Annotated in this window: 11 protein-coding genes and 1 other annotated feature; of the genes, 9 read left to right on the top strand and 2 right to left on the bottom strand. The window is 39.1% G+C overall.

Features of this window, described 5'->3' with window-relative positions; all coding sequences use genetic code 11:
* From RTK36_RS12250 to RTK36_RS12290, 9 genes are all read left to right on the top strand, one after another.
* Nucleotides 1-743 (top strand): sigma 54-interacting transcriptional regulator (locus RTK36_RS12250; RefSeq protein WP_312047536.1); only part of this gene is annotated, 743 nt, incomplete at its 5' end.
* Nucleotides 744-1,193: 450 nt separating this feature from the next.
* Nucleotides 1,194-2,159 carry a thiamine pyrophosphate-dependent dehydrogenase E1 component subunit alpha gene (locus tag RTK36_RS12255; protein ID WP_312047537.1) on the top strand — a complete coding sequence of 322 codons (966 nt, stop codon included), beginning with the start codon at nt 1,194-1,196 and terminating at the stop codon, nt 2,157-2,159.
* A 32-nt stretch (nt 2,160-2,191) separates the two neighbouring features.
* Nucleotides 2,192-3,160 carry an alpha-ketoacid dehydrogenase subunit beta gene (locus RTK36_RS12260; RefSeq protein WP_312047538.1) on the top strand — a complete coding sequence of 323 codons (969 nt, stop codon included), beginning with the start codon at nt 2,192-2,194 and terminating at the stop codon, nt 3,158-3,160.
* A gap of 88 nt (nt 3,161-3,248) precedes the next feature.
* Nucleotides 3,249-4,811 carry a 2-oxo acid dehydrogenase subunit E2 gene (locus RTK36_RS12265; RefSeq protein ID WP_312047539.1) on the top strand — a complete coding sequence of 521 codons (1,563 nt, stop codon included), beginning with the start codon at nt 3,249-3,251 and terminating at the stop codon, nt 4,809-4,811.
* A gap of 28 nt (nt 4,812-4,839) precedes the next feature.
* Nucleotides 4,840-6,273, top strand: coding sequence for a dihydrolipoyl dehydrogenase (gene lpdA, locus RTK36_RS12270; protein ID WP_331655041.1), 1,434 nt, complete (start codon nt 4,840-4,842; stop codon nt 6,271-6,273).
* A gap of 1,168 nt (nt 6,274-7,441) precedes the next feature.
* Nucleotides 7,442-9,595, top strand: coding sequence for a methyl-accepting chemotaxis protein (locus RTK36_RS12275; RefSeq protein WP_312047540.1), 2,154 nt, complete (start codon nt 7,442-7,444; stop codon nt 9,593-9,595).
* A 291-nt stretch (nt 9,596-9,886) separates the two neighbouring features.
* Nucleotides 9,887-10,130, top strand: a binding site (T-box leader).
* A 112-nt stretch (nt 10,131-10,242) separates the two neighbouring features.
* A complete protein-coding gene (locus RTK36_RS12280; RefSeq protein ID WP_312047541.1) occupies nt 10,243-11,238 on the top strand; it encodes an ABC transporter substrate-binding protein in 996 nt (331 codons plus the stop codon).
* 44 nt (nt 11,239-11,282) lie between these two features.
* A complete protein-coding gene (locus RTK36_RS12285; RefSeq protein ID WP_312047542.1) occupies nt 11,283-12,173 on the top strand; it encodes an ABC transporter permease in 891 nt (296 codons plus the stop codon).
* Complete coding sequence (locus tag RTK36_RS12290; protein ID WP_312047543.1) at nt 12,166-12,939, top strand: ABC transporter ATP-binding protein; 774 nt, start codon at nt 12,166-12,168, stop codon at nt 12,937-12,939. The genes RTK36_RS12285 and RTK36_RS12290 overlap by 8 nt, the downstream gene beginning before the upstream one ends.
* Nucleotides 12,940-13,258: 319 nt before the next feature.
* Here RTK36_RS12290 and RTK36_RS12295 read toward each other — a convergent pair whose 3' ends face one another.
* On the bottom strand, nt 13,259-13,696 hold the full coding sequence (locus tag RTK36_RS12295; protein ID WP_312047544.1) for an RrF2 family transcriptional regulator: 438 nt from the start codon (nt 13,694-13,696) through the stop codon (nt 13,259-13,261).
* Between the two features lie 10 nt (nt 13,697-13,706).
* Nucleotides 13,707-14,183: a YbaK/EbsC family protein gene (locus RTK36_RS12300; RefSeq protein WP_312047545.1), complete on the bottom strand. Its 477-nt coding sequence runs from the start codon at nt 14,181-14,183 to the stop codon at nt 13,707-13,709.
* Nucleotides 14,184-14,524: the final 341 nt, after the last annotated feature.

The raw sequence follows: 14,524 nt of genomic DNA on the forward strand, positions 1-14,524 counted from the left end.
AAACGCTGTTGGAGTCGGAGCTTTTTGGCTATGCAGAAGGAGCATTTACCGGGGCAATGAAGGGCGGGAAAAAAGGAAAAATTGAACAAGCAGATGGAGGTACGCTGCTTTTGGATGAAATTAATTCTATGCCTTTTCAATTGCAGGCAAAGCTCTTGCGGGTGGTTCAAGAAAAGGAAATCCAGGTGATTGGCGGCAAGAACAAAGAAATTGATGTTCGATTTGTTTTTACCACAAATCAGGATTTAGGGGAAATGGTGAAGGAGGGGAAATTTCGCGATGACCTCTATTATCGAATCAATGTAGTTGAACTAAGGATACCGCCTTTGCGACAAAGAAAAGGAGATATCTCGCTTTTGGTGAATCATTTTATAGAAAAACTGAATGAGGAGCTGGGCTCCCATATTTTGGGTGTCGACCAAAAAGCGTTGCATCTTTTGGAAAGCTATCAATGGCCTGGGAATATCCGAGAGTTGGAAAATATGATTGAAAGAGCATTTAATTATGCAAATTCCGGGGAGTTATCGGTAGAGGATTTTGAGCGTTTGCGCTTGAAAATGAATATATCTGAAATGAAGCAGGAAGATACTTTTACCCTTCGCGCCGCAAGGGAAGAGGCAGAAAAGTTAGCAATCTTACGTGCTTTGAAGCAAACAAAAGGAAATAAGAAAAAGGCGGCAGAACTGCTAGATATAGACAGAAGCATTCTTTATGACAAAATGCGAAGGTATACAATAAAATAAGGAATTTTATGTTGAAGTCAAAGAAAGGAGCGTTTTGTATTGTATAGTGTTCGTTCATTAAAATTTGAATTAATTATGAACAAAATGTAGTGTATTTGCTACACATTTTTATGTGTTATAAAAAAGTACATAAAAATCATTCCTTGTTTCTATGTTAAAACAATATAAATAGTACAAATTTATAATACAAGTAAAACAAGTTCAAGTATAAGTGTAGTAAAAACTCAACATGTGTTGAGTTTTTACTACACTTATTTTGTTAAATACTGAAATAAACTTGCAAACATGAAAAAGCTATTTTTTATTTTTTAGAACACATTTCCCCTGTCTGAAAGGGTTTTGTCACATGGATATGCCATAAAAAACCACATTATAAAACTTGGCATGATATTTGCTTCTATAATTATACATCATTAGAAATTCATTTACAAACTAACAGGAGGTCTAAATATGGCTTATTCAAAGGAATTCTTAACAGATTTGTACAAAAACTTACTGTACACGAGATTATCTGAAGAAAAATTGGTGGCAATATATAAAGAGGGTAGAGTGCCCGGTCACATCCATAGTGGTGTTGGGCAGGAAGCAACTCACGTTGGATCACTTTTTACAAGAAAAGAAGGAGATTATTTTAAGTTTGCCCATCGAGTGGTTAGCATTTCTCATGTTTTGGGTGTGTCTTTTAACAATATATATGCAGAAATTTTAGGCAGACAGGATGGAAATTCCCGTGGCGGCGGCGGCGTAAACCACATTGCTGATTTCAGCAAAGGCGTTTTGGGTATGAGTGGCACTTTGGGCTGCGACATGGCTTTTGCTGTTGGTGCTGCTTACAAACTCAAGATGGAAGGCAAGGATAATATTGTTTACTGCTATTATGGCGATGGTACATCAAACCGTGGACCTGTTCATGAAGCGATGAACTGGGCATCGGCATGGAAATTACCTGTTCTTTTTATTCTGGATAATAATCAGTGGGCAATTTCAACTTGTATTTATGAATCCACTGCTGTAGAAAATCCCGGTGCTGACCGTGCACCTGCGTATGGAATTCCTGCGAAGGTAGTGGATGGTTCTGATGTTCTAGCGGTATACGAGGCGGCGAAAGAGTTGTCCGAGTATGTGCGTGCCGGCAATGGCCCTGCTCTTTTGGAATCAAAGACCTATCGTTGGAGAGGTCACTTTGAGGGAGATCAATGCAAATATCGTGACCCTGCTATTACAGAAAAGTGGCAGAAAAAGAGAAACTGCGTGAAAAAAATGGAAAACTATATGCTGGAAAACAATGTTATTACAGAGGATGAAATCAAATCCATGTATGGCGGCATTGATGCTGAACTGGACGCTGCGGTGCATTTTGCGGAGGCATCTCCTAAAGCAACAGCAGAGGACCTTTTCAAAAATATTTTAGCATAATTTGATGGATAAAATCTAAGGAGGTTTCACATATGCATGTAACTTATGGACAGGCAATCTCGGATGCCTTAAGAGAAGAAATGGAAAAGGACGAAAACGTTATTGTGTTTGGCGAGGATGTTGCTCAACACGGTGGTATTTTCGGTATTACCAGAGGATTATACGAAATTTTCGGCGAAGATAGAGTGAAAAATACACCGATTTCTGAAACATCTATTATAGGTGTTGGTGCCGGTGCAGCTTTGGTTGGTTTAAGACCTTGTATCGAATTGATGTACTCTGACTTTTTGTTGGTAGCATTCAGTGAGATTTATCACTGCGTTGCGAAGTGGAGATTTATGCATGGTGATCAGTATAAAATTCCCATGGTTATCCGTGCAGCAGCTGGTTCTGCCTTTGGCGCAGGTGCGGAGCATTCCAACTGTGTGGAAAGCTTATTTATGCATACTCCCGGTTTAATCATTATCAGTCCTTCTACAGCGACAGATGCAAAGGGTCTTCTGAAGAGTGCAATCCGCTCGGACAATCCTGTTTTATTCTTTGAGCATAAGCAGTTATATCAGGTGAAGGAAGATATCCCTGATGAAGAATATACAATCCCCATTGGTGTTGCGGATATTAAACGAGAAGGTAGTGACGTTACCATTGTTGCCATTGGTTTAATGGTGAAAAAAGCGTTAGAAGCTGCGGAAAAATTAGCGGCAGAAGGCATTCATGCAGAGGTTTTAGATCCAAGAACCATTGTGCCCTTGGATAAGGAAACGATTCGCAAATCCATAGAGAAGACGCACCGAGCAATTGTTGTGGAAGAAGGCAACAAAACAGGCGGTATTGGTGCGGAAATTGCAGCAATGATGCAAGAAGAGATGTATGATGAATTAGATGGCCCTGTTTTGAGAGTTGCGGCGTTAGATGTTCCTTTGCCTTATGATGTAGCGCTGGAGCTGGTTTGTATTCCAAATGCAGACAAGATTGTAGAAACAGTAAAGAGACTATTTTGATTTTAAGTGGCGCTGTTTCATTGGGATGCAGAAAAATCCAAAGAATAGGAGGGAACTGTAACCCCAAGGGGGTTATGGGTAAAAATATATGAGCGTTGAATTAGTAATGCCCAAGGCTGGGTTAACAATGATTGAAGGCACAATTTCCGCTTGGAAAGTGGAAGAGGGTGCAGCAGTAAAAAAAGGCGATGTGGTAATGGAATTTGAAAATGAGAAAACCACAATGGAATGCGAAGCAAACGAAGATGGCATTTTGCATATTGTTGCAAATGCAGGGGATGTAGTAAAGGTTGGCGTGGCAGTTGCATTGATTGCCGCAAGCAAAGATGAATATGAAAGCATGAAAAATGGTGGTGCTTCTCCTCAAACAGTTGTTTCGTCGGCACCTGGGTCTGTAGAAGTGAATGCGGCAGAGGTGGTAATGCCTAAGGCTGGCTTAACCATGATTGAAGGTGTTGTTGGAGAATGGAAGATTGCTGAAGGCGAAACGGTTAAAAAAGGACAGGCAATTTTCGATTTTGAAAATGAGAAAACCACAATGGAATGCGAGGCGACCGCAGATGGCATTTTGCATAGAGTAGCAAAAACAGGGGAAACCGTAAAGGTTGGTCATACTGTAGCATTTATTGCTCCTACAAAAGAAGCCTATGATGCTTTGCGCAATGGTTCTGCTCCTGCCAGTCAGGCTATGTGTGCCAATGAATGTGAGGTTTGCCATAAATCCGTTGCGTTATCAATGGCCACTACTGCACCTCAAGGAGGAACTGCTGTGGCGAAGGACGGCCATATTAGAGCAACAGGCTTGGCAAGAAATATTGCTAAGAGTACAGGTTTGAATTTGGCTTTGCTTGGCGGCACAGGCCCCAATGGAAGAATTATTGCAAAAGACGTATACGCATATTTGGAAGCAGCTAAGGCTGCACCTGTTTCTGCACCTGAAGTTAAGGCATTACAGCCAATAGGTGAGGTTGTAAAAACAATTCTAAGCGGACGCAGAAAATCCATTGCAAAAAATATGAGAAAGTGCTTTGAAACCATGGCACCTTTGACTGTATTTGCAGAAATTGACGTAACAGATCTATTGGCAATGCGCCAAAAATATGTGGATAAGGCAGACGTTTTGGGCTGCAAAATTTCTGTAAACGATATGTTGATGCTGGCAACAGTTAAAATGCTGAAAAAACATCCTATGCTGAACTCCACTTTCGATGGTGAAACAATAAGTTCCTATCCTTATGTAAATTTGGGTATGGCCGTAGGCCTTGCCGAAGGTCTGGTAGTTCCCGTACTAAAGAATGCAGATCAGTATTCCTTGCTTGAAATGAGTAAGGCTCTGCGTGATCTTGCTTTAAGAGCAAAAGATGACACACTGGTGGGAGGAGAACAATCGGGGGCAACTTTTACGGTTACCAACGTTGGTATGTTCCATATTGACTTTGGCACTCCTGTTATTTCTCCTCCTCAGGTGGGAATTTTAGGCTTCGGAACTGCTAAGAAGAAATTTGTTGAGTATAAAGGTGAATTCTGCCCTAGAACAATGATGCATATGATGCTGACCTTTGACCACAGAGTTTTTGATGGCAGAGAAGCAGGGGAAGTTTTGGGAGACATGAAAGAGCTTTTGGAAAACCCTGAATTAATCTTTGTATAAAATAAAGGAGGAAACGGTGTGACTCTGTTTGAAAAATGGAGTCACCCGATTATTCATTATGGCGAAAAATATAAGTTTAATCGTAATTGGTGGCGGCCCTGGTGGTTATGTAGCGGCAATTCGCGGTGCGCAATTGGGTGCTGACGTTACGTTGATAGAGAAAAACAGATTGGGCGGAACCTGCTTAAATGTTGGGTGCATCCCTACGAAGGCGTTGTTGCATGCGGCAGAAATCATGGAGGAAATGAACCATGCCGCTGAATATGGCATTAAAGTAAAATCAGAAGGCTATGACTGGAAGCAGGTTTTAGCGAAAAAAGGTGCTGTTGTCAATCAACTGGTTGGCGGGGTAACAGGTTTATTGAAAGCGAACAAAGTGAAGGTAATGGAAGGTGAGGCATCCTTTACAGGTGCAAAAACCCTTTCTGTAAAAAAGAAAGATGGAAAGACAGAAACCATAACCGGAGATAAAATTATTATTGCTGCAGGCTCAGTACCGGCCATTCCTCCTATTCCTGGTGTAGAGGGAAATCCTGCGTGCATTGATTCCACGGCGGCCCTTTCCTTAGAGAATCCTCCCGAAAGTCTTTTAGTAATCGGTGGTGGGGTAATTGGCATGGAATTGGCAACGGCTTACAACGCTTTTGGCACAAAAGTGACAATTGTTGAGGCATTGCCTAAGCTTTTGCCAATGATGGACGGTGAACTGACTGCTATGCTGCGTGGATTGATGGAGAAGAAAGGCATTGAAATTTTGACAGAAGCAAAGGTTCTTTCTGTTGGAAAATCCGGTGATAAAGCGGAGGTTCAAGTTGACTTAAAAGGTACGAAAAAGGCCTTTTTGGCAGAAAAGGTTTTAGTTGCCGTTGGTAGAAGGACGGATACTGGGGCTTTACAATTGGACAAAGCAGGGATACGCCACGATAGAGGTAAAATTCAGGTGAATGAACTTATGGAAACCAGCGTGAAGGATGTATATGCCATTGGCGATTGTCTTGGGCAGATTATGCTTGCTCACATTGCTTCTGCCCAAGGGGAGTTGGCGGCGGAAAATGCTTTGGGCCATAAGGCGGGATTTGATAGTAAAACCAATCCTTCTTGTGTTTACACTGTGCCTGAATTTGCAGGCGTTGGCCTCACAGAAGAAAGCGCAAAGGAGAAGGGCATCGACTACGGCGTTGGAAATTTCCCTTTGTTTGCCAATGGTAAGGCTTTGATTGCAAACGGCGGCGTAGGTGCAATAAAAATACTGTATGGCAAGAAATTCAACGAAATTTTGGGTGTTCATATCCTTGGTCCAAGAGCAACAGATATGATTGGTGAAGGAGCTTTGGCCATAGGATTGGAGGCAACATTAGAAGAGGTTATCAATACTATTCATGCCCATCCTACGGTAACGGAGGCAGTGCGTGAAGCTGCTTTGGCGGCAGAAAAAAGAGCAATTCATATTCCTAATAAATGAAATCGTTATTGTGTAAGGTAGTAAGCAAAATTTTAAAGCTACTGCTCTTTTATAATGGAGACAGTGACATTGAGGTTTTATAACGACAGCGTGATTTTGAGGTAAAGGTCCATCTTTAATCTAGGTTTTAAGAGGAAGATATTTTACATTAGGATAAGTTTATCCTAAATTAATAAGTCTGACTCGCCGCTTTTATTCAAACAAATGATAAATGGGAACCGTTAAGAGTTTAAGAAAAATTGTTGTAATAACTCCAAAATAACAGAAGCGGCAAACGAAAAAGAGACTGCCTTTTGCAGTCTCTTTTTTCTGTTTGTGTAATAATTACAAAAATGGTGGTCGAAATGTAATTTGATTCTTACGTTTTTAATAATTTTGCATATTTTATTAGGGTTTATAAAACAAAATTTGTAAAATAATTTAATAAATCTTAGTGTTTAGTTTGGAAAAATATAATTATCAATATAAATTTACTTTATAAAATTAATTATTCATACGAAATGCTTATTACGTTTTTTTTGTTTAAATATAAGTTATAAATAACCATGCTTTATTAATAAAAATAATGTCTCTTTATTGGGAAATACCCACAAAATGGCAAAAAATGTCGATTTTGTCCTCAATTGAATTGAATAATGAATGCAATTGTGATAGTTTAGGAGTATACCTTTTTAGTGTTTTGGTACACATACAAGTTCATAGGACATTACAAAACTATTTGGTTTGCTTTAATAAGTTTATAACTTAATAATTCTATGCTTTAAAAAGAAGGGTTTGCAATAATCTTCAATTTACTTAGAAAGAACGAGAGCAATTAAACAATATTTTGAGCAAATGCTCAGAATTTTACAGCTTTGCTGTTGCTGTTTACACGAAAATTGTATCTATATAGGAGCATTTTAGATGAAGGAGGGGGAGTAAACATTTTTAGAATAAGTTAAGTTTAATATTTTCATTTTAGAACAGCAAAAATTTCTCCTATTTTTCGTTAAACAGTTTGTATTTGTGTAGGGCTATGGACCTCTAGAGACCTACACAAATAAAGATACTTCCGATAAAATAATTTTATGGTATCCCACGAGACGAATCCAAATACTTCATATTATTTGGTACCGTTGGTAAGGCAGGAAATCAGAAAAGACAGAAAAACAGAGAAAGAGGTAATGATATGAAATTTTTTACAAAAAGTATTGCAAGAAAAATGATTATTACAACACTTATTCCTTCACTGATTTTATTTTTGATTCTTATTTTTGCTGTTTCTTCGAGGTTGAAAAGTAGTATTAGAGAACAGACAGATCAGGTTGTAAAGGAAAGCTCCATTGGCGCTTCATGGCAGGTTAGTCAATATTTATCAACATATCAATCCATAACCAAAACAGCATCCAACAGTACAATGTTTAAAAATTTTATGCTGGAGGCGAAAGATGGAACGAAGATGTCTGATTTACCAGATTACCCAGCGGTACTAAATGAATTAAAGAAAATCGCCGGAGTTGATTCAATGAATATTCTCTCGGTTTGGTTGGGAGATATTGATACCAGCCAGTGTATCGGCTCGGATAATTATGTGTCTGATGAAAAATGGGTGATCACACAGCGTCCGTGGTTCATTAAAATGCTGCAAAAGAAAGGGCTATCATTATCGGATCCTTATGTAGATTCAAGCACAGGTGAATTGGTGGTATCTGTTACAATTCCCGTTTATGATAATGGTGAAATGATTGGTGCTGTTGGTATAGATATTTTGCTTTCTCAGCTAAAGTCAATATTAAGCAGCCTGCGATTGGGCGATCATGGATACTATTGTTTCCTTACAGAAAATAATATAATTTTATACCATCCCAATCCTGAGCTTGTAATGAAAAACGTGGATGAGCTTGACACTGATGATACTCAGAAAAATTTTATGAAAACGGTTTCCACCGATGTTACGGAATATCAGTATGATGGTGAAGAGCTTATTGGCTTTAATTCTTCAGTAGGAAATACCGGTTGGAAGGTGGTTTCGGCTATTTCTAAAGAAGAGGTAGATAGGCCTTATGTTCAGATGAAGGCGCTAATGTATTCCATTTTAAGTATTGTTTTATTGATACTTTGTGCAGTAATTTATATCTCCTCAAAACGGATTGTATTGCCTTTACGTAAATTGGCGGTAGCCTCAAATAAAATAGCAGCTGGTGATCTTGACATCGAACTGGATGTAAAGAGCAATGATGAAACGGCAATATTAACAGAGTCTTTTAATAAAACTGTGGTACGTCTAAAAGGTTATATGGCTTACATAAATGAAATTGCCGATTTACTAAATCAAATAGGAACCGGAAATTTCAAGCTTGAATTTAAGCAAGACTATGACGGCGAGTTTGCTGCAATTAAGCAAGCTTTAATCTCTACCACGGAAATGATGAGCGAGACATTATCTCAAATCAATTTGGCGGCACAGCAGGTAGCTTCAGGCTCAGATCAAGTTTCCAGCGGAGCCCAGGCTCTTTCTCAAGGAGCCACAGAGCAAGCAAGCTCTATTGAAGAGCTTTCAGCAACCATTAATGATATTTCTACACAGATTGTGAAAACAGCTGATAACGCCACAAAAGCAAAGGATATTGCACAGAAATCTTCCAATGCGACTTTACGCGGGCAGGAACAAATGAAGCAAATGGTGGAAGCCATGGATGAAATCAGTCGTGCTTCTAATGAAATTGGCAAAATTATTAAAAACATTGACGATATTGCATTCCAAACAAATATACTGGCACTGAATGCTGCGGTAGAGGCAGCCAGAGCAGGCAATGCAGGGAGAGGATTTGCAGTCGTTGCCGATGAAGTAAGAAATCTTGCAAGCAAGTCTGCGGAAAGTGCGAAAAACACTTCTGCGTTGATTGAAAATGCGTTGCGTGCAATTGAAAAAGGGACAAAAATTGTTGATGTAACTGCAAATTCACTACAAGAAATTGTGCAAGGTGCTGAGCAATCTTCTGAAATTATTCAGTATATTTCTGACGCAAGCAACGAGCAAGCAAATTCCATTAATCAGGTTAATCTTGGTGTTGAGCAAATTTCCGCAGTTGTACAAACTAATAGTGCAACGGCAGAGGAAGAGGCGGCTGCGAGCGAAGAATTGTCCGCCCAGGCTCAGTTGTTAAATGAACTGTTATCCAAATTCTTGCTAGAATCAACAGAAACTAGATCGGATCACTTTTCTGATGTGATGAACATAGAGAATGATGAAGACTTAGAATTTGCAGATGAGGATACACCATATGAAGAAGGCATGGCGGACGAAAGTATAGTAAGTGATGATGACGAATATAAATATTAATAAGATTTTTCTTATGTTTTTCTCATTTAATAAAAAATGAAATAAATCAGACCACCGAACTTTAGAATATAATAAAGCGTTCGGTGGTTTTTTTATGCTTGAAACAACATGGAAAGAGGAGCTTTTTTATCCTTATAAAAATGATGACCTGCGCTAGTGAGTGATATGCAAACGAATCTGATTCATACTCGTCTAATAAATCTGCAACTAATTTTTTGCAGTGCTCCCTTTGAAAAAAATGAAAAGGCTATTGACTTTTACAGGTTGCGTGCTATAATTACAGTATCTAAAATAAAACCGATGATTAAGAGGAGTAACCTTTTTATCCGCTTTTAGAGAGTTGCAGGTGGTGAGATTGCAGCAGTAGGATGCTAGGTGAATGGACTTATGAGGGCGGGCGAAAGCTTCGGCAAGTAGTACCCGACGGGAACCGTACCCGTTATCCAGATGGGCTGTATTTTTGTACAGTGAGCGAGTGGACGATTTTTCGTCAATTTGGGTGGTATCGCAGGATTTTCTAAGTCTTGTCCCATATTATATGGGATAAGACTTTTTTTTATTAGAAAAAATGCCTGCCTTGAAGGTTACATAGTTTAGATTAGATGAGATTAGATTGAATTTTAGACATGAAGAGGGAGTGTATGAGTATGAAAAAATTTTTAGCATTTACAATGGCAACGGTAATGGGGTTAGTGGCACTTTCTGGTTGCGGAAGCAACAGTAGTTCTCAACCCGGGAAAGATAGTGCAAGTGGAAATGTTCCTGTAATCGGTATTTCTCAGTATGGTCAGCACGCATCTTTGGATAACTGTAGAGAAGGATTCTTGCAAGGTCTTGCGGAAAGCGGTTTGGTAGAAGGCAAAGATTTTACTGTTGACTATCAGAATGCTGGCTTCGACGATAATATAACAACACAAATTGCTCAGAATTTTTCAGCCAACAATGTTGCTTTGATGTGTGCAATCGCCACACCTTCGGCGACTGCTTGCTTTGCAGCGGCGGAAGATAAAAATATTCCTGTTATTTTTACTGCAATTACAGATCCTGTGAAAGCGAAATTAGACAAAGGTAACATTACAGGAACAAGTGATAAACTTCCTATTGAGGCGCAGCTTGAATTGATTCGTGCACTTCAGCCTGAGGCAAAAACAATTGGTATTCTTTATACAACAAGTGAGCCAAACTCCGTATCTGCAATTGAAGAGTATCAGGAAAAAGGCCCTTCTTATGGGTTTACCGTTGAAACTATTGGTGTTACCCAGCAGGCAGAGGTTTTACAGGCTGCTGACAATATGATCGCTAAAGGTGTGGATTGTATTTCAAATTTGACAGATAATAATGTAGTAGGTGTATTGCCTTCTATTTTAGAAAAAACAAACGAAGCAGGCATACCTGTTTATGGTAGTGAAATTGAGCAGGTAAAAATCGGTTGTGTGGCTTCTGCTGGAATTGATTATGTTTTATTAGGAAAGCAAACAGGAGCAATGGCGGCAAAGATTTTAAAAGGTGAAGCAACTGCAGAGGATTTGCCTTACGAAACAATCACAAGCTTTGATACTTATATTAACTCCAAGGCTTTGACAGATATGGGCATGGAAATCCCCGCTGACATTGCCCAAAAAGCAATTGAAGCTGCAAACTAACCCGTTAGCCTGATGGGTCAAGGTGATAGAAAGAGGTTTTGAAAATGGTTTTTGTTGATTTGCTGATTAGTACACTGACACAGGGTTTTATCTATGCGTTGTTATCCTATGGTGTATTTATTACCTATAAAATATTGGATTTTCCTGACTTAACTGTGGATGGCAGCTTCCCTCTGGGAGCAGCTATCACAGGGGTTCTTTTGGTCAATGGAGTCAATCCGTTCTTAGCACTTTTAATCTCTGCGGCAATTGGAGCAATAGCAGGCTTTATTACAGGATATATCCATGTTAGATTGGGTGTTAGAGATTTGTTGGCGGGGATCATAACAATGACAGCGTTATTCTCCATCAATTTACAAATTGCAGGTTCAAATCTTGCAATTGGTCGAGATATTGATACGATTTTCAATGCAAGTCCTATCATGGCAATGCTGGGTTCCATGCCTTTAATGATGCGCAAATTTATTGTCTCTTTGGTTTTAGCTTTGCTTGTAAAACTTCTTTTGGATCTATATTTAAAGACTAAAAGTGGATTGCTTTTGCGGGCAGTGGGAGATAACAGTACTTTGGTCACTACATTAGCAAAGGATAAAGGTACAACAAAAATTTTAGGACTGGTAATTGCAAATGCGTTGGTTGCCCTTTGTGGTAGTGTGGTTTGCCAAGAACAACGATCATTTTCCAGCACGATGGGAACGGGCCAGGTAGTATTTGGTTTGGCAACAGTTATCATTGGTACTACCTTGTTTCGTCGTTACGGTTTTGTGAAGGGAACTACAGCAGTTTTGACGGGAAGTATTTTCTACAAAATTTGCATTCAGGTTGCCATTAGCTTAGGCCTTCCTGCAAACCTTTTGAAATTGGCTATGGCTGTGCTGTTCTTAGTTATTCTGGTTTTAGGAGACAGAAAGAAAGGCGGTGCAGAACATGCTTGAGTTGAAAAATATTACGAAAATTTATAATCCCGGTCAAGTTACAGAAATGTGCTTGTTTGATAAGTTTAATCTTACGGTTAGTGATGGGCAATTTGTTTCTATTGTGGGAAGCAATGGCAGTGGAAAAACTTCTATGCTGAATATTATTTGTGGTAGCATCCCCATTGAGGGTGGCGAAGTATTAGTTGGAGGAAAAGACATTGCGAAAATGAAGGACTTTCAACGCTATCGTTCGATTGGTCGTGTGTATCAGAATCCTTCTATGGGCACTTGCCCCAACTTAACCATGCTAGAGAACATGTCGTTGGCCGATAATAAAGGGAAAACATTTGGGCTCTCTTTTGGAATCAATAAATCCAGAGAGAATTTTTATAAAGAACAGCTTTCCATATTGGGACTTGGTTTGGAGAATAAGATGGATGTAAAGGTTGGTGCTCTTTCCGGCGGACAGCGACAGGCCGCCGCTCTGATTATGTCCACATTGACTCCTATTGAGTTTTTAATTTTGGATGAACACACAGCCGCGTTAGATCCAAAGACTGCAGAAATTATTATGGATTTAACGGCGAAAGTTGTAAAAGAAAAAAAGCTAACTGCCATGATGGTTACTCATAACCTACGGTACGCCGTTGAGTTTGGAAATCGTCTGATTATGATGGATAAGGGCGGTATGGTTATGGATATGATGGAGGAAGAAAAGAGTAATTTAAAAGTTCAAGACATTTTGGACGTTTTTACTTCCATAAGTATTGAGTGCGGCAATTAAGCCGCACTTTTTGTTTGAGGAAAGAACTAAGAGCTGTCCAACCAATTTGCTCTTTGAGTCAAAAAATACTAGAACTTTTATTGTTAAAGTAGAAGGAAACTTATTGGTTACCTTAGGCTTTACCAAATCCTTTACTAATGAAACAAAATGCCTGGATAAGTCAGACTTAGGGTAACTATGCTGCGCTTCTTTTGCGTCATTTTAATAAAAACAACACTTCTGAAGGTGCTTTTAAAAATAAGAATAAAAAATGACAACCACTTTCGTGGTTGTCAAAACTAGATATTCAGACCTAATGGCTGATTTGTTAAGTGTGTGCCTATAAGTGACTTTTCCGCTTTCCGGCTTCTTTTTCTAGATATTCCTGTGCCATGCTATCCAAAGTTGTGTTATCCACCACTTCGTCTAAGGCATCTTTCATACGTCTCCATAAAGAAAGGGAAACACAGTTATCCGAATTGGGGCAGGTAGGGGAATCTACGCAAGCCACAGGAGAAAGAGAGCCTTCTAAAACCTGTAATATTTCACCTACTGAAATATCTTTGGGGTTTCTTGAAAGGGTATATCCCCCTTGCGCACCTCGAAAGCTTTTTACTAAGTCCGCCTTAGTTAATGGATTGATTATTTGCTCCAGATATTTTTCGGAAATATCTTGCTCTTTTGCAATGGTTTTCAAAGAAAGTGTTCCTTTTTCGAAATTGATTGCCAAAGAGAGCATTAAACGTATTCCGTAACGTCCTTTGGTTGAAATTTTCATGAATACACCTCTATTCTTCTTCCCAACCCTTGCAGATATCAACCCAGTCCACACATTTTCCGAAATGAAATAATTCATCACAGGTAAATTCAATTGCGGAGTTACTACTACCTGCGGCGGGAAAAACTGTTTCAAATCTTTTCATCGAAATATCTGCATAGGCCTTAGTGCCTTCGGGAAGAGCAAAAGGGCAAACGCCGCCTACAGCATGTCCGGTGGCTTCTAAGGTTTCTTCGGGTGATAACATTTTGGCCTTTAATCCAAAGTTATCCTTAAATTTTCTATTATCAATTTTGGCATCGCCTGCTACAGCAATGACGATGGGGCCATCTTTTGACATTAAACAAAGGGTTTTGGATATACGTGCGGGGATTACTCCAGCTGCCTGAGCCGCTAAATCAACGGTAGCACTGGAAGTTTCAAATACCAAAATTTCTTTAGGGCAGTTCATTTTTTGTAAGTATGCCCGAACTTTTTCAATTGACATGATAGGTCCAGCTCCTTTTTAAGGAAAATATAAATTTTTACATTTTTTTAAATCATAGCAGAAAAAAGGGGATTGTGCAAGCAACAGAAGGAATAAACCCCTTATTGATAATAAAATGCTAAAAATTCATCTAATTTTATAGAAAATATTTTAAATATTTCTTAAAAGTAAAAATTTGTCCATGATTTTTATATGTATGTTCATCGCACATTGGTGTTATAGACTTTTATCGGAAAGAAGCGCTGTTTAAAACTGAGGTGAAATGGGAAGAAACTGAATTAATAAAGATTGCATCGATTAGGCAAGCTTCATTGTTATCTTGAATAGAGTACGTGTGTTTT

The sequence above is a fragment of the Anaerotignum sp. genome (assembly GCF_031981185.1).
Classification (GTDB): domain Bacteria; phylum Bacillota; class Clostridia; order Lachnospirales; family Anaerotignaceae; genus Chakrabartyella.